This window comes from Alteromonas sp. 4NS20-0143, assembly GCF_057542855.1.
The window spans coordinates 1-15,922 of record NZ_BAAJLR010000010.1 but is presented as its reverse complement, the minus strand read 5'-3'; the positions used below and the strand labels follow the sequence as shown (position 1 = coordinate 15,922).

Sequence of the window (15,922 nt, the reverse complement as noted above, 5' to 3'; positions counted from 1 at the left end):
CTTCTTGAATAAAGTCGTTAGCCTAGCGACATCGAAAAAGGGCTATAAGACTATGTCAAAAGATTCTAACTCAACAACAGTGTCAAATTCAGCGCCAGGCGCGGTAGTAAATGAACAGCAGTGGAATGCGATAACGCAAGCTATTGCTGGTCTAAATCGTGATCAGCTCACATGGGTGAGTGGTTATGCTGCGGGTATGGCTGCTGCGCAGGGCGGGGCAGTGGCGCCGTCGCTACAAGCGGCACCTGTGTCAGCGGGAGATGCTCCTACTCTTACTATTTTGTACGGCTCTCAAACTGGTAACGCTAAAGCGTTAGCGCACGAGTGCCAAGCGAAAGCGGAAGGTGCTGGGTATAACAGCAAGCTGGTGAGCATGGCCGATTATAAAGCCCGCAACCTTAAAAGCGAAACTCACGTTGCCGTGTTCGTTAGTACTCATGGTGAAGGCGATGCGCCAGACGACGCCATCGAGCTGCATGAATATGTGGCAAGTAAAAAAGCGCCAAAGTTAGCAAATACAAAGTACGGCGTAGTAAGCCTAGGAGATAGTAGCTACGAGTTTTTCTGCCAAACCGGCAAAGACTTCGACGAGCGTTTATCTAAATTAGGTGCAACTGCGGTTATCGACCGCTTAGATTGTGATGTAGATTACGAGGCCGAAGCAGAGGCGTGGCTGAACAGCTTCATCGACTCGTTGAAAGAAGATTTCACAGCCTCAGCAGCTCCGGCCGTAGCGGCACAAACCGGTGTCGCGGTTGCGGGAGCCCCAGCGCAAACTTACACAAAGAAAGCGCCTTACACTGCCTCGCTGATCGAATCGCAAAAAATCACTGGCAGAGACTCGATTAAAGATATTCGTCATATCGAAATTAGCCTTGAAGACTCAGGGATTACCTACAAACCAGGCGATGCCCTTGGCGTATGGTTTAAAAATGCCCCTTCGTTGGTTAACGACCTTATTGCACTGCTTTCTCTTGATGAAAACGCAGAGGTAGTGGTGGCAGAAAGTGCCATGACGCTAAAAGAGGCGCTTACCTCTAAGCTTGAGTTAACACTGAGCTATCCTAATTTTATCAAGGCCTATCAGGCTGCGACGGGGTCGGAAGGTTTGGCAGCGCTGATGGAAGATAAAGCACAACTTCGTACTTACATGGCCGACAGACAAATTATTGATATTGTTCGCGACCATGTTGGCAGTATTTCAGCGCAGCAACTTGTTGACGCACTGCGCCCTCTTACGCCGCGACTCTATTCAATTGCGTCAAGCCAGGCCGATGTAGAAGACGAAGTTCACCTTACAGTGGCACACGTTGATTATGAGGCTTTTGGAGAACGTCATCAGGGCGGCGCATCGGGTTACCTTTGCGAATACCTTGAGGAAAACGGAGAAGTAGAGGTATTTGTTGAAAACAACGATAACTTCCGCTTGCCTGCCGATCCTAATACGCCAGTCATTATGGTTGGCCCAGGAACAGGTATTGCGCCGTTCAGGTCGTTTATGCAAGAGCGAGACGTACAAGAAGCAGAAGGTAAAAACTGGTTATTTTTCGGTAACCCGCACTTTACCCAAGACTTCTTGTATCAAGTTGAATGGCAAGGCTATGTAAAAGAAGGCTTGCTAGACAAAATAACGTTAGCGTTCTCACGTGATCAAGAAGAGAAGGTTTACGTTCAGCACCGACTACTCGAAAATGGTAAAGAAGTATTCGAATGGTTAGAGCAGGGCGCTCACTTCTATGTGTGTGGCGATGCTATGCACATGGCGAAAGATGTTGAAGAAGCGCTGATCAAGATTGTGCAAGAGCACGGTGGCAAGTCAGAAGCGGAAGCAAAATCATACGTGGTTGAGTTGCGTAAAGCGAAACGTTATCAAAAGGATGTCTATTAATGAGTAATGAAAACTCTCCATTCGTTGTTGAGGGCAAATTAGCCGACAACGAAAGATTAAAGCGCGAAAGTAAAAACCTTCGCGGAACAATAGAAACTGACCTGAAAGATGATCTTACAGGTGGCTTTACGGCTGATAACTTCCAGTTAATTCGCTTCCACGGTATGTATCAGCAGGATGACAGAGATATTCGCGCAGAGCGTGCTAAGCAAAAGCTTGAACCGCTGCAAAATGTGATGTTGCGTGCGCGGTTACCTGGTGGCGTAATTATGCCCGACCAGTGGCTAGCGATAGACAAGTTTGCTTCCGATCACACGTTGTACGGCAGTATCCGGTTAACTACGCGACAGACTTTTCAGTTTCACGGCGTACTTAAGCCAAAAATTAAGTCGATGCACCAAATGCTGAACAAAGCGGGCATCGATTCAATTGCGACAGCCGGTGATGTAAACAGAAACGTATTGTGTACCTCGAACCCTGTAGAATCAGAACTGCATTTAGAGGCGTTTGAGTGGGCTAAAAAGATAAGCGAGCACTTACTTCCTAAAACACGTGCTTACGCTGAAATTTGGTTAGATGGCGAAAAAGTGGAAACCACAGAGAAGCCGGTTGAACCTATTCTTGGCGATAACTATCTTCCGCGTAAGTTTAAAACCACGGTTGTTATTCCACCGCAAAACGACGTTGACGTACACGCAAACGATTTGAATTTCGTTGCCATTGCAGAAAACGGCAAGCTGGTTGGCTTTAACGTATTAGTAGGCGGTGGTCTTGCCATGACTCACGGGGATAAAAGTACGTATCCTCGCAAAGCCACTGACTTTGGTTATATTCCACTAGAAAACACGCTCGATATTGCCGCAGCGGTAGTGACTGTGCAGCGCGACTGGGGTAACCGTGTTAATCGTAAGAATGCAAAAACCAAATACACCCTTGAACGCGTTGGTGTAGATAACTTTAAAGCTGAAGTTGAAAAGCGTGCAAACGTTACGTTTCAAGAGAGTCGACCGTTTGAGTTTACCGAACGTGGTGACCGCTTTGGCTGGGTAGAAGGCATCGACGGTAAGTATCACTTAACTGTATTTATCGAAAACGGCCGAATTCTAGATTACCCCGGAAAGACCTTAAAAACAGGGTGTGCAGAAATTGCTAAGATTCATAAAGGCGATTTCAGGCTAACGGCTAATCAAAACCTGGTTATCGCCGGCGTTGCGCCAGCCGACAAGGAAAAAGTAGAAGCATTGGCTCGTGAGCACGGATTAATTGCCCCTGCAGTATCTAATCAGCGCCTTGATTCAATGGCGTGTGTGTCACTACCAACCTGTCCGCTGGCAATGGCAGAAGCTGAGCGTTACTTACCTGACGCTGTCACTGAGCTTGAGGGACTATTAGCCAAACACGGGCTTGCTGATGATAGCGTGATTTTCCGCGTAACGGGCTGTCCGAATGGCTGTGGTCGTGCCATGCTTTCTGAAGTAGGATTAGTAGGAAAAGGCCCTGGCAAGTACAACCTGCATTTAGGTGGCGACAGGGAGGGGACACGTATCCCTCGTATGTATCGTGAAAACATCAGCGAGCAAGAAATCATGTCAGAGCTCGATACGCTGTTTGGCCAGTGGGCTAGCAATCGAGAAGACGGCGAAGCGTTTGGAGATTTTGTTGTTCGTACCGGCGTTGTTAAACCGGTAGTTGATTCAGCGCGTGATTTCTATGAGCAATAATACGGCGGTTACAGAGCAAGTATTATCGCTAGATATCAGCAAGGAAGAGCTTGCTGATATCAACGGGTCGCTCGAAGCGATGACGGCACAACAACGAGTGGAATGGGCCTTTGATAATTTGCCTGATACTCATATTGTGTCGTCAAGCTTTGGTGCTCAGTCTGCGGTAATGCTGCATATGCTGACACAAGCAAAGCCAGATATTCCTGTTGTGTTAACCGACACGGGCTATTTGTTTCCCGAGACTTACCAATTCATCGATGAACTGGTTGCTAAGCTCAAGCTTAACCTACACGTATATCAAGCGAATATGTCATCAGCATGGCAAGAGGCTCGATTTGGCAGACTGTGGGAGCAAGGCATAGAGGGAATTGAAACTTACAATTCTCTTAACAAAGTTGAGCCCATGCAAAGAGCGCTGCAAGAGCTTAATGCTGGAACTTGGTTTGCTGGTTTGCGTCGCAGTCAGTCAGATTCTCGAGGGAAGTTACCTGTTCTGCAAAAAGTGTCTGGGCAGTTTAAACTCTATCCCATCATAGATTGGAGCAATAAAGACCTGCACTACTACCTAAAAGAGCACAATCTCTCTTATCATCCGCTTTGGGAGCAAGGCTACGTGTCTATTGGCGACTGGCATACCACACAGTCGTTACAAGAGGGCATGGAAGAGCAAGATACACGCTTCTTTGGTCTTAAAAGAGAGTGCGGATTGCACGAATTCGGTGGTGGTATTTAATTTACATGGCTGACTGCATGTGTCTCACTTGTGTGAGGCAAGCAGTCATGCAATGTTAAACACTTCAGTTAAAATCGCTTTTATATTTTGCATATAGAGCGGGTTTGTATTTTTCCCCACAAGCTTAAACAGCTCACTTCCAACGGGCGTAAACTTATAATAAACCAGCGCTACGCCTTGGGTTTTACACGTAAGTGAAAAGGTGTCGTTAACGCATCGCCACGATGTCTGCTGTCCTTCTCTGTACTCACCACTTTCAATTTCACTGGCATAAATCAGTTTCATCTCTTGAAGTGATAGCAAATCCGGATAGCTTAATCCCACACTCGCAAGGTTAATCTGTTCTGGCACAGGTTTTTTGAAAATTGAAAGCAGCCTTTTTCTCTTGTGATAACCCACTAAGATACGCGGCACAGAGTCATTATTTTGTTTACTCGCTACGTTAACCGCCTTGATAAACACTTTGGCATCGCGATGTGTAAGAGATTTCAGAGTTTGTAAGCTTCGCAGTGAAAAACTACCGGGCCTGGATACTTCAACAGCAAAAATTTTCCCCCACAGTTCTTGCATTGGCGCGCTATAAATTTCTTCAGCTAACGTGCTAAATGCAAAAAACCAATCTGGATCAAGGTTGTCGCTTGTTTGTTCGTTGATTGTTACATTTAGTGCTATATTGAGTATAGATTTTAAATTATTCGCTTTTTGTATCTGAAGTATTTTTTTACGCCGCTCGAGGGCATGTTCTTGTTTTTTCGGATCTAATGACAGCGCCGACGGGGTAATACCTACTCTAGAAAACCAAGACAGCATACGCTGCCTGCTCGCCTCAATTTCTGCATTTTTATTTGTAGATTCCTTAGAGTGAGCCGCTGGATTAACGGGCTCCTCTTTACTACGCAGAGGCGGTGGCGTTTTCTTTACCTCTTGGGTTAGATGCTGTGGGTTAATTTTCATAAAAGTTGTGACAATTTCATTTGTAACAATGAGTAACAGGATGTCACTATTGCATTGCACATCGGTTTTATCAATGTAATCGTTAAGCTCGATACAGTTGTGCGCAGTTATGTTTTATTTAAATTGGGGAATTAAGCGGTTATGTCGGCAACGGATTACGAAAACGACGAACTTATCTTCTTAGATGACGATGCGACAGATATTGAGCTAAAGCTCGGGAAAGACTGGAATATTCTTATTGTTGATGACGATGAAGAAATTCACACGGTCACCCGTCTTGCGTTGTCTGATTTGATAGTCAACGATCGTAAGTTGAACTTCATTCACGCCCACTCAGCTAAAGAAGCGAAAGAGCGCCTCCATGAATATGGCAGCACTATAGCTATTATTCTTCTCGACGTAGTGATGGAAACCGACGACGCGGGATTCGACGTAGTAAAGTACATCCGCGAAGAAATGGGCTTAAATGAGCCTCGTATTATTCTTAGAACAGGTCAACCGGGCTTTGCTCCTGAAGAGCAGGTGATTAAGCTTTACGATATTAACGATTACAAAACCAAGACAGAGCTTACTAGATCTAAGCTACTTACAACGATCATCTCTTCAATTCGCTCTTATCAGCAGATAATTACCATTAGCCAGAGTCGCATTGGTCTCGAAAAAATTATTGCCTCCTCGGCAAATTTGTTCGAAGAGCATTCTGTCAAAGCATTTTGTGAAGGCGTAGTCACGCAAATTAGCTCGCTCATTGGACTTGAGTCAGAAGGACTCTTGTGCGCGCGAGCGGGCTCCTTGCTTGACCTAGATGATGAAAATATTTATGTGCTTGGAGCGGCGGGAGAATATGCTGAATTTATCAATCAGCCTGTAAATACCATTCATAATGATGAAATTACAGAAAATGTGCATCGCTGCCTACGATTAAAACAACATATATTCGATATATCCTGTTCGGTTTTATACATAAGTAGAGCAGGCTTTGAGGCTGCTGTGTATATGCGCCAAACTCAGAGCATTAATGAATTAGATAAACATCTGCTTGAAGTGTTTTTATCAAGCATTTCCGTTGGATATGAAAACGTTAATTTATTTCACGAGCTTCGTAACGCCGCTTTCAGAGATTGGCTAACCCGTCTTCCCAATCGCAACCAATTTATCAACATGCTAGACAACCCAGGCAATATCGCTAGTAAAAATTGCTGCGTCGCGCTTGTTGATGTTAATCACTTCTCCGATGTTAATGATGGGCTAGGGCAGGAAGTCGGCAACGACTTACTTCGAGCTATTGCCGAAAGAATGCAGTCAACGTTACCCAGCACCACACGTCTTAGTAGATTAGCGGCCGATGTTTTTGGCCTAATTGGCCCAGAAAGTGACGTTTGCCCCGAAGTAATCAATGCCCTGTTCGATTCGTCTTTTGTGGTTGATGAGCATGTGCTGCCAGTCAAAGTAAAAGTGGGCCTGTGCAAAGTAGATAACGAGCGCAATATCGGCATCGATTTACTCAAGCGAGCCAATATCGCCTTAAACCGCGCAAAGAAAAAGCTTACCGATAATTTTGAATACTACGCTAAAGATATTGAAGACCAAACAACGTGGCGTCTAGACATGATTCGACGTTTGCGTAGTGATTTCGCAGCCCGAAAGCTAGAGTTATGGTTTCAACCGCAGGTGGATTTGCTGACCGACAAAGTGGTTGGTATGGAGGGTTTACTGCGCTGGCCTGATGGAAACGGTGGTTATATATCACCAGCTGTTTTTGTGCCGCTAGCAGAGTATTCCGGGCTTATTGTTGATATTGGCGAGTGGGTTTTAGAAGAGTCGTGCCGACGACTCCAGCAGCTAAGAGAGCTTGGTCACGGACACCTGCGGGTAGCGGTAAATATCTCTATCCCGCAATTCAGAGACCGATTTTTTGTTGATAAAGTCAAAAATGCGCTCACCGAGGCTGATTGCGATCCAAGTTTACTCGAGCTAGAAATCACCGAGAGCGTGGTTATGGATGAACCACAAATTGTCATCGATGCACTGCGCGTTTTAAAAGATTACGGAGTGAAAATAGCTATCGACGACTTTGGTACAGGGTTCTCCTCAATGAGTTATTTACAGCAGCTACCCTTAGACCGATTAAAAGTCGATCGTTCTTTTGTAAAAGATATCCAACCAGGCTCCGCTGCGGTGCTTGCGGAAACTATTGTGACTCTTGGAAACAAGCTAGGGTTGTTAACCATTGCAGAGGGTGTAGAAACTCGAGAGCAAGCAATCTATATGATTAAACTTGGTTGCGATGAAGCTCAAGGCTTTTTCTTTGCCAAGCCAATGCCGTTTGATCAGTTAGTTGAGTTACTAAAAAACACAAGGCTACCTAGAGACGAAACGTAAAGTCTGAAACCCATACAACAAAGATCGCGCCCTAGGCCATTAACGCAGCGACAGTCTTTTGCAAAGTGGGTACTGTTTGTGTTTCAAACCACGGGTTTTTCGCCAGCCAGCGATTGTTCCGTCCAGATGGGTGAGGCAGCGCTATAAAGTTCTCGTGCTCTGTTTTAATGGCTTCGGTAAGCGTTTTATATTTTGGTAAATAGTACTGCTGCGCGTAACGTCCTATTAAAATGGTGAGTTCGGGTTGTACGAATTTAAGCAGAGACTCATGCCAGGTTGGAGCACATATTTTCATAGGTGGCGCATCTGCGCCATTCTTATAACCTGGAAAACAGAAGCCCATAGGCATAATGGAAAACAGTTCTGGTTTGTAAAACGTTTCTTTATCCACGCCCAACCACTGTCGCAGGCGTGTACCGCTAGGGTCAATAAAAGGGATATAGTTTTTGTGAGCCGTTAACCCTGGCGCTTGACTAATAATAAGTACCTTTGTGCGTTCCGCTAAAGATAAAATTGGGCGTGGCGGATGAGATAGTTCACTGGCGCAGAGTGAACACGTTTTGGCTCGGTGTAGTAAGTGTGCAAATTCAGCGTGTGCAAATCCAGCCAATTTTTTCTCCAAATATTTCACTTTGTCATATTACTGTCACAAAGCTATGATGCAGATTGACTACTTCCCATAAATGGCGTATTCTTATACTAACAGTACAATAATGTACTTAAGGAGAAAAGACATGCGTAAAGTAGTATTCAGTTTAGCCCTTTTAGCTTCATTTGGCATAGCGCATGCGGACTCTGGTAGTGACCAGCTTTTCGATTGTATGGACGCTAAAACGTTCGAAATGAATAACCAATGTATGGCCAACACAATTGGCAACAACATTAGTTTCCGTAATGCTCAACAAGAACTTGTTAATATCGCGAGCGAAAGCCAAGGCGATTATGCGATTGCCACTATGACATTCGATCAAGAAAAAATGCATATTGACATTGTTGCACACAAAGAGTCGCTAAACGCGCTTGCAGCAAACAGAAATTAAAATGAAGTGTTAATACGAGAAGCCGGCATTTGCCGGCTTTTTTTGTCTAAAATATTCTGTTCAAACCATTGATAGCGGCAACTCTGTAAGCTTCTGCCATTGTGGGATAGTTAAAGGTGGTATTCACAAAGTAATCAATCGTATTGCCTTCTCCCTTCTGCTGCATAATTGCCTGGCCTATATGCACAATCTCAGATGCACGCTCACCAAAACAATGAATTCCCAGTATCTCTTTAGTTTCACGATGGAACAGTATTTTCAAGCTACCGGTTTGGGTAGATGCAATCTGAGCTCGCGCTAGGTGCTTGAATTGAGCTCTCCCCACTTCATAGGGCACTTTCGCTGCTGTAAGCTCTTGCTCAGTTTTACCAACTGAACTAATTTCGGGAATGGTGTAGATACCTGATGGAATATCGGCCACCAATGAAGCATGAGTCTTACCAGCTAGCATTGCTTCAGCTGCAAAACGGCCTTGGTTATAAGCGGCAGATGCTAAACTAGGATACCCAATCACATCTCCAACAGCATAAACATTATCTACGTCGGTCTGGTAATTTTCATTCACTTTCAGCTGGCCTCTGCTGTCAGCTTTTAAACCGATATTCTCAAGCTTTAACGTGTCTGTGTTACCCGTTCTTCCGTTTGCAAATAGCAAACAGTCTGCCCTCATCCGTTTACCAGATTCTAAATTAAGAATGACAGAATCGTCTGTTGTCTCTACCGACGCATAGGTTTCGTTATGACGTATAAGTACACCGTTATTCCATAAGTGATAGCTCAGCGCATCTGATATTTCTGTATCGAGAAACGATAGCAGGCGATCGCGCATATTGACTAAGTCTACTTTCACACCCAGACCGCGAAAAATACTCGCGTATTCCGAACCAATAACACCTGCACCGTAAATGATAATAGATTTAGGATCGTGCTTAAGTGATAAAATGGTGTCTGAGTTGTACACACGAGGGTGATTGAAATCGATATCTTTAGGAGTGTAGGGGCGAGACCCCGTTGCTAATGCAAATTGTCCTGCCGTAACAATGTCTTTCGACCCGTCTTCGCGGGTTATCTGAAGCGTATGTGCATCGATAAAGCTGGCTTCGCCGTGAAATAAGGTAACGCGATTTCTGTCGTAAAACGACGACCTTAAACGGGTCTGGCTATTAACAACACCACTTGCGTGGCGCATGATTTCTGAAAACGTTAAGCTTCTGCTTAAATGATTGTCAGCAAAGAGGGGCGAACTGTTATATTCAATTAAACGACTTACCGAATGACGAAGCGCCTTAGATGGGATAGTTCCCCAATGTGTACACCCGCCTCCAACTGCCTCATAACGCTCAACAACCGCCACTTTTTTACCGGCTTTCGCTAGCTGCATCGCAACCCCTTCTCCGCCAGGGCCTGTGCCAATAACTATTGCGTCGTAATGATACGATGGAGTTTTTTGCTTTGCTGCCATGTTGTCTTCCTGTTTAAGTGTGAACGCGTAAGGATTGTATGAGCTGCTTTCATTGTATCTCACTCACACCTTACTACTACCTATACAAATAACTCTAGTAGTAAATAGCACATAAAAAAAACCACATGCAACGAATTACATGTGGTTTTTCATTTCAGTTGTAATGTATGGGTGGTTAAGCCATTTGCAAAGAGAGCGTTTGAAGCTGCAGCCACTTCTCTTTTTGAACTGCAAATGAATGCTTCAATTCTTTGTACTTATACGTAAGCTCTAAACCTTCGAGTGTGCGTTGAAAAGATTTCTGCTTCACTCGCATGATGCGCTTTTTCGTAGAGTAATAATCGCTCATGCGTTGCATAAGTAAATCGTACTCTTGTTGAATGGTAGTCATCATTTCATCGGCATTTGGAAGCATCGAGACTTTTTCGCTCGCTCGTTGAAGCTGCATTGCCGCCAGCGCCTTTTCTATGCGCTCTTCAGGAACCTTTCGTAGGTTCGTGGTTAAACCAACAAACGACAGCCCGCGAATTAGCCATTTTGTCGGATCGAATTGATACCAACGAATGCCGTTGCGATAGTCATATTCAAAGATATGGTGGTAATTGTGATACCCCTCACCAAAAGTGAAAAATGCTAGCAAACCATTGTCTCTTGCTGTGTTCTTATCGGTATAAGGCTGGTCGCCCCAGAAATGAGCAAGTGAATTGATGAAGAACGTCACGTGGTGAACAAGTACCAGTCGAAGCACGCCAGCAATTAGGATCATGCCCATTACATCGCCGTTCAACCAACCCAACAGACCAGTAATTCCGAAATTAGCCACTAATACTATGGGTAGATAATAGTTATGTTGCCACATTACTACCTTGTCTTTCTGCAGGTCTTTGCAGTTGCCATAATCATCGTAACGATTAGATTGGTACTCGCGAAGCATCCAGCCAATATGAGCAAACCACAGACCTTTCTTTGCTGAGTATGGATCGTTGTCATTGTCGTCTACATGGCGATGATGAACTCGGTGATCTGAAGACCAATGTAATATGCTGTTTTGCAGCGCCATTGCACCGCCAATCGCTAAAATTACGCGTACTACAATGTTCGCATCGTATGTTTTGTGCGACCAAAGGCGATGATAACCGGCAGTGATCGACATACCGGTAAAGTAAAATAAGAATATAGCAGCGCTTATTTCGACCCAGTCTATTCCGCGATGCGCCACCCATAGTGGGGCACCAATGAATGCAATCGCACCGGATATAATAAATACCAGTACGTTCGTTAATATAAGAGGAGGTTTTTTCATTTTTGACTACTTGGCTTACAACTGTTCGCTAATTTATCGTTTTATGCATTCTCAGGCAAGTAAAACTAGGTTAAGTTCTGCTAACCTAGCTAAACTTTAATTATTATAGACCAGTTCGATTATTCTTAAACTTGATGACAATGTTAGGACACTATTATTACGTTAGCGTTCTGTATTTATGCTAAAACACTGACGTTAATGTAAAATGCTGTGCAAAGTTATGTTTCGTCTTAAAGCAGACAATGGGATAATCTGATAAGGAATGAAGAAGTGGTATTAACGTGAGCCGACAAGAGCAAAAATTAAAAACCCGTCAAAATATTATTCATGCAGCATTTTCTTTGCTTGATGAAAACAGAAGCTTATCAGCGATTAGTCTTCGAGAAGTAGCGCGAGAAGCGGGTATTGCACCTACTTCCTTTTATCGACACTTCAAAGATATGGACGAACTTGGTTTAACGTTGGTCGACGAGGCGGGTTTAGCACTAAGGCAATTAATGCGGCAGGCCAGGCGACGAATTGCGTCTGGCGGTGGTGTTATTCATACATCCGTTGAAACTTTTATGGAGTTTATTGCGGCAAACACCAATGTGTTTCGATTGTTATTGCGAGAGCACACGGGTACATCGTCAGCTTATCGACTGGCCGTATTCAGAGAGATTCAGCATTTTATTGACGAGTTAACCGATTACATAATTGAAAAGCAAGGTGTTGAATATGCATCGGCGCATATACAAGCCGACGCGATGGTGAGACTTGTTTTTAGCGCAGGAGCAGAAGCCCTTGAGGCTGATGATAAGCTGCGCGGCGAAATTGGGGAGAAAGTAAAAACGCAATTGCGATTTGTTCAACTCGGAGCAACGATAAAAAGATAAGGCATTAACAGCGCGGTCTCTATTAATACCTTACCTTCAACCCATTACTTTCTCGTTAGCAACACGCCAGCTTCTATATGGTGGGTAAATGGAAATTGGTCGAATAACGCAGTTTTAGCTACAGTATGAGTGGTGCACAATACCTGCAAATTATCGGCTAAGGTCTCAGGGTTACAGGATATATAAATAATATTGTCGTAATCTTGGATCATTTTTAATGAATCCTCGTCTAGCCCTGCACGAGGCGGATCGACTAGTACGGTAGTGAAGTTATAATCGCTAAGTTCAATACCTTCCAAACGACTAAAAGTACGCTCGCCTCGCATGGCTTGAGTAAATTCTTCTGCCGCTAATCGTACTATTTTTACATTGTTTAAATGGTTTTGCTCAATATTGTATTGGGCTGCGTTTACCGAAGGCTTCGCTATCTCGGTACCAATCACATTATCGAAGTGGATGGCCAGAGGAATTGAAAAGTTACCTGCGCCACAGTACATTTCCAGCAGATCGCCAGTAAGCGGCTTAACGCAGTCCAGTGCCCATTCAATCATGTCGCAATTCACTTTGGCATTGGGTTGGGTAAAACTATTCTCAATATGCTTAAATACAAATTCGCGGTTATTAATGGGCAGCTTTTCGATTACAAAGTCATTCCCAACAATAATCTTTTGTTTGCGGGCTCTACCAATAATATTGACTGCAGGAAAGAGCCTAGATAAGGTATCTTTAAGTTCATTTGCCTCGCGTTCCCACTCGCTGTCTAGCTGTCTGTGGTACAACAAACTTATGACTAATTCTCCTGACAGTGCAGACAGGTAATCGATTTGAAACAGCTTTCGACGCAGTGATTCACTCGGGCGCACTATGTCTAAAAGTGCCGCCATGGCTTTATTGATTGCCTCACAGGCAGGTTCAAACGTATCTACGCGATATTTTTCTTTTGTTTGCTGATCAAACATAATATGGAAAAGATCGTCACCATCGTGCCAAACCCTAAACTCGGCTCGCATTCTGTAATGCGTAGGTGATGAGGGAAATACTGACAATGATGGTGCATCAAATGCAGAAAGCAGCGAACCAAGACGAGCTACTTTTTCGTCGAGTTGTGCTTGGTACTGCAATAGGTTGGTATCTGACGTCTTATTTTCCATCAATTGTTCTCCATCAAAAGCTATGGGCTAACATCTACAAGAGAAGTCGTTTCAAATGTCACTTCTCACAAGGACGCGAATTGTAGAGGCTTCTATAATATGTGCAAACCTAAATGTTAAGCGTAGTAAAATATTCTGTATTAAAATTAAACAATATTGAGTTAGTGCCGATAAACTATATGAGGATAGTGAGGATCAAATTATGAACGTGGGTCAAATTAAGGCTTTTATGGGCGATCAGAAGGCCGATCAAAAGACAGCAGTTCATCCTAATGAGGCACTGAAAAAGCAGCTTCAGCAAGATGGATTGCAACAGGCTGCTGAACTAGCTAAGCAGCAGGCATCAACAGTTTCTGTCAACAGCACGCAAACGAGTATTGGGTTGCGGGTAGTCAGCGGTAGTCTTAGTCAAACTCTTGAGATTGATGGACAGAAGCCAAAAGAGCTGGCTGATAAGAAAGTAGAAGAAAAGAACAATAGCCTATTCGATTTCGAAAAAGTGGCTAAAAATGTAATGCGTTTTGTGGGCGGTGTTATTCGCGGTGCTGCTGACGGTGGTGCGAGTGATGAAAAGCTTAACGGTCTGTTTAGCCAAGCAAGAGAAGGCGTGAGCAGAGGCTTTGCAATGGCAGAAAAAGACTTAGCAGGCTTCATGAACGAAGAGCTTGAAAACGGGATCAGTAAAAGTCGTGAACTTATCGATACGGGTATAGACGATTTAGAAACCGATATATTCAATCGACAGGGTTTGGAGAACGGCAATGTAGCGCGTGTATCAACACTTGCCGCTGCGTCGGTATCTAACGAGCAGTCAGGACAATTGTCTATACGTACAAAAGACGGCGATGAAGTCACCTTTAGCTTTGAAAGCTTGCAGTCATTCCAAGCTAGTCAACAAACGTCGTTTCAAACCCAATCAATCAGTGATGGATCTGGTGATGGCGCAACAACAACTAGCGTGTCGGCACAGCAAACTACGGCATTTGAATATTATGAACGAAGTGGAATTAGCTTTTCCCTGAAGGGAGAATTAGATGAAGCTGAAATGAAGTCTATTGCCGATTTGGTGGGTCAAGTTCAAGACCTAGCAGATACGTTCTATAGAGGTGACGTTGACAAGGCCTTTGAAGAGGCATTGAGTTTAGGCTTCGACGATAAAGAATTAGTGGGTTACGCACTGCAGTTAAATAGGTCTACCCAAACTGACGTATTAAAGGCTTATGAAAATATACAGCATTATAACGAAGATAAGGATCAGCGTAGCCAGTATGGTAATGTAGTAAGCCCAGTATCTCAGTATTTAGAAAAGATGATGAATACGTTTGAGAATGCTGAAACTACCTTAGCGTCTAATGAAGATTACAATGCATTAATAGCAGGACTCATTAGTAATATGGAAGACGTTCAGGTGCCAGACCTGATTAGTGCGATAAATAGATTCCACACATTTAATCAGACATTATTAGATGGATTGCCACAGGCAGATATCAATACTGATAGTAATGAGTCTTCTTCTAAGTCATAGGTAAAAACTGGTAGGTAAAAACTAACAGATAAAAAAAAGCCTGGTTTAAACCAGGCTTTTTTATTTAAGCGTGTTCGACTTTCTCTTTCGCCGGTCGCACTTTTAAGGTGCGTTCTTGGAAAGTGGAGTCGTTAGTTTTTTCAATAACAGAGTCTACATCTTTCGCTACTACTTCTATAAAGCCGTAACCTTTCCGTTTACCTGTTTTGCGATCTTTCATTAGGCGAACCGATTGAACTTCCGCATAGCTACTAAAATATTCTTTTACTGCGCTTTCATTTGCACGATACGGCAAGTTACCGACGTAAAGTGTTTCAACAGCATCTGAACTGATAGCATCGCCATCTGAAGAAGGTGAGCTTTGGATAAGTGAAGCTAGCCAAGGCGTAACGATCCCGCTGATCAGAAGTGCAGCGGAGACAGTCAATGGAACGTGAACGTCCAAACTCGCTGAAGAAAATAATAAATAACCTGCGATTGCAAAAATGGCACTAATAATAGTGCACTGAATAAAGCCTACTTTCATATAACTACCTTTCTATTGTTTTTTTGGGTTGAAGGCCGTTGCTAGTTTACTCATTTGTAACAAATTGAACAATAAAATGTGAAAAAACTAGTCTAAAGACGCATAAAACTAGCAGAAATGATGGAGAAATGAACGGTTAAGCTAATAATTTCATTAAACAGCAAAAAAACACCATTTAAGTGTTGATCTTTTAGTTCAGCTATTTATAATGCGCTCCACGTTTTGAGGGCGCTTCAAGCAACTTCAAACTGAAACGCAAAACCAAGTTTAAAAACAATTAAAAAGTTTAAAAACAAGGTTGACATCAAAAACAAACGATGTAAAATGCGCTTCCACTTCGAGAGAGGTGAATCACCAAG

13 protein-coding genes are annotated in these 15,922 nt (G+C 43.6%); 7 read left to right on the top strand and 6 right to left on the bottom strand.

Translation table 11 applies throughout. From position 1 onward, the window contains the following. The first annotated feature begins 52 nt into the window (after positions 1-52). From AC27HD_RS16630 to AC27HD_RS16620, 3 genes are read left to right on the top strand one after another with little or no spacing between them, the layout of a single operon-like run. The gene (locus tag AC27HD_RS16630; protein WP_487107229.1) at positions 53-1,888 is read left to right on the top strand and encodes an assimilatory sulfite reductase (NADPH) flavoprotein subunit; all 1,836 of its coding nucleotides are present in this window, start codon (positions 53-55) and stop codon (positions 1,886-1,888) included. Further along, positions 1,888-3,609 (top strand): assimilatory sulfite reductase (NADPH) hemoprotein subunit, encoded by a 1,722-nt coding sequence (gene cysI / locus AC27HD_RS16625; protein ID WP_487107227.1) that lies wholly within the window; start codon positions 1,888-1,890, stop codon positions 3,607-3,609. The genes AC27HD_RS16630 and cysI overlap by 1 nt, the downstream gene beginning before the upstream one ends. Beyond that, a complete protein-coding gene (locus tag AC27HD_RS16620) occupies positions 3,599-4,345 on the top strand; it encodes a phosphoadenylyl-sulfate reductase (protein WP_487107225.1) in 747 nt (248 codons plus the stop codon). Before cysI ends, AC27HD_RS16620 begins: the two co-directional genes overlap by 11 nt. 45 nt (positions 4,346-4,390) lie before the next feature. On the opposite strand, the gene AC27HD_RS16615 is transcribed toward AC27HD_RS16620, so the two are convergent. Further along, entirely contained in the window at positions 4,391-5,299 is a 909-nt protein-coding gene (locus tag AC27HD_RS16615) for a TIGR03899 family protein (RefSeq protein WP_487107223.1), read from the bottom strand. 141 nt (positions 5,300-5,440) lie between these two features. Here AC27HD_RS16615 and AC27HD_RS16610 point away from each other — a divergent pair, with 141 nt between their 5' ends. Then, positions 5,441-7,681, top strand: a complete 2,241-nt coding sequence (locus AC27HD_RS16610; RefSeq protein WP_487107221.1) for a bifunctional diguanylate cyclase/phosphodiesterase — start codon at positions 5,441-5,443, stop codon at positions 7,679-7,681. Between the two features lie 31 nt (positions 7,682-7,712). Here the strand turns inward: AC27HD_RS16610 and AC27HD_RS16605 are convergent, their stop codons facing one another. After that, complete coding sequence (locus tag AC27HD_RS16605) at positions 7,713-8,291, bottom strand: uracil-DNA glycosylase family protein (protein ID WP_487107219.1); 579 nt, start codon at positions 8,289-8,291, stop codon at positions 7,713-7,715. A 124-nt stretch (positions 8,292-8,415) separates the two neighbouring features. On the opposite strand from AC27HD_RS16605, the gene AC27HD_RS16600 reads away from it, so the two are divergent. Next, positions 8,416-8,721 carry a hypothetical protein gene (locus AC27HD_RS16600; protein WP_032095579.1) on the top strand — a complete coding sequence of 102 codons (306 nt, stop codon included), beginning with the start codon at positions 8,416-8,418 and terminating at the stop codon, positions 8,719-8,721. Between the two features lie 46 nt (positions 8,722-8,767). Here the strand turns inward: AC27HD_RS16600 and sthA are convergent, their stop codons facing one another. After that, positions 8,768-10,183: a Si-specific NAD(P)(+) transhydrogenase gene (sthA, locus tag AC27HD_RS16595; protein WP_032095580.1), complete on the bottom strand. Its 1,416-nt coding sequence runs from the start codon at positions 10,181-10,183 to the stop codon at positions 8,768-8,770. Positions 10,184-10,358: 175 nt separating this feature from the next. Beyond that, entirely contained in the window at positions 10,359-11,486 is a 1,128-nt protein-coding gene (locus AC27HD_RS16590) for an acyl-CoA desaturase (protein ID WP_487107217.1), read from the bottom strand. Between the two features lie 281 nt (positions 11,487-11,767). Here AC27HD_RS16590 and fabR point away from each other — a divergent pair, with 281 nt between their 5' ends. Then, complete coding sequence (fabR, locus tag AC27HD_RS16585) at positions 11,768-12,361, top strand: HTH-type transcriptional repressor FabR (RefSeq protein WP_032095582.1); 594 nt, start codon at positions 11,768-11,770, stop codon at positions 12,359-12,361. Between the two features lie 44 nt (positions 12,362-12,405). Here fabR and trmA read toward each other — a convergent pair whose 3' ends face one another. Then, on the bottom strand, positions 12,406-13,512 hold the full coding sequence (trmA, locus tag AC27HD_RS16580; RefSeq protein ID WP_487107215.1) for a tRNA (uridine(54)-C5)-methyltransferase TrmA: 1,107 nt from the start codon (positions 13,510-13,512) through the stop codon (positions 12,406-12,408). A gap of 202 nt (positions 13,513-13,714) precedes the next feature. Here trmA and AC27HD_RS16575 point away from each other — a divergent pair, with 202 nt between their 5' ends. Further along, positions 13,715-15,037: a DUF5610 domain-containing protein gene (locus AC27HD_RS16575; protein WP_487107213.1), complete on the top strand. Its 1,323-nt coding sequence runs from the start codon at positions 13,715-13,717 to the stop codon at positions 15,035-15,037. Between the two features lie 64 nt (positions 15,038-15,101). On the opposite strand, the gene AC27HD_RS16570 is transcribed toward AC27HD_RS16575, so the two are convergent. Continuing rightward, a complete protein-coding gene (locus AC27HD_RS16570) occupies positions 15,102-15,563 on the bottom strand; it encodes an RNA recognition motif domain-containing protein (RefSeq protein ID WP_032095585.1) in 462 nt (153 codons plus the stop codon). Positions 15,564-15,922 lie beyond the last annotated feature (359 nt).

What these genes read in the sequence shown, in the direction of transcription:
- AC27HD_RS16575 (WP_487107213.1), top strand. Translation starts at nt 13,715, where the DNA reads ATGAACGTGGGTCAAATTAAGGCTTTTATGGGCGATCAGAAGGCCGAT.
- AC27HD_RS16630 (WP_487107229.1), top strand. Translation starts at nt 53, where the DNA reads ATGTCAAAAGATTCTAACTCAACAACAGTGTCAAATTCAGCGCCAGGC.
- cysI (WP_487107227.1), top strand. Translation starts at nt 1,888, where the DNA reads ATGAGTAATGAAAACTCTCCATTCGTTGTTGAGGGCAAATTAGCCGAC.
- AC27HD_RS16570 (WP_032095585.1), bottom strand. Translation starts at nt 15,563, where the DNA reads ATGAAAGTAGGCTTTATTCAGTGCACTATTATTAGTGCCATTTTTGCA.
- AC27HD_RS16610 (WP_487107221.1), top strand. Translation starts at nt 5,441, where the DNA reads ATGTCGGCAACGGATTACGAAAACGACGAACTTATCTTCTTAGATGAC.
- AC27HD_RS16615 (WP_487107223.1), bottom strand. Translation starts at nt 5,299, where the DNA reads ATGAAAATTAACCCACAGCATCTAACCCAAGAGGTAAAGAAAACGCCA.
- AC27HD_RS16590 (WP_487107217.1), bottom strand. Translation starts at nt 11,486, where the DNA reads ATGAAAAAACCTCCTCTTATATTAACGAACGTACTGGTATTTATTATA.
- trmA (WP_487107215.1), bottom strand. Translation starts at nt 13,512, where the DNA reads ATGGAAAATAAGACGTCAGATACCAACCTATTGCAGTACCAAGCACAA.
- sthA (WP_032095580.1), bottom strand. Translation starts at nt 10,183, where the DNA reads ATGGCAGCAAAGCAAAAAACTCCATCGTATCATTACGACGCAATAGTT.
- AC27HD_RS16600 (WP_032095579.1), top strand. Translation starts at nt 8,416, where the DNA reads ATGCGTAAAGTAGTATTCAGTTTAGCCCTTTTAGCTTCATTTGGCATA.
- AC27HD_RS16620 (WP_487107225.1), top strand. Translation starts at nt 3,599, where the DNA reads ATGAGCAATAATACGGCGGTTACAGAGCAAGTATTATCGCTAGATATC.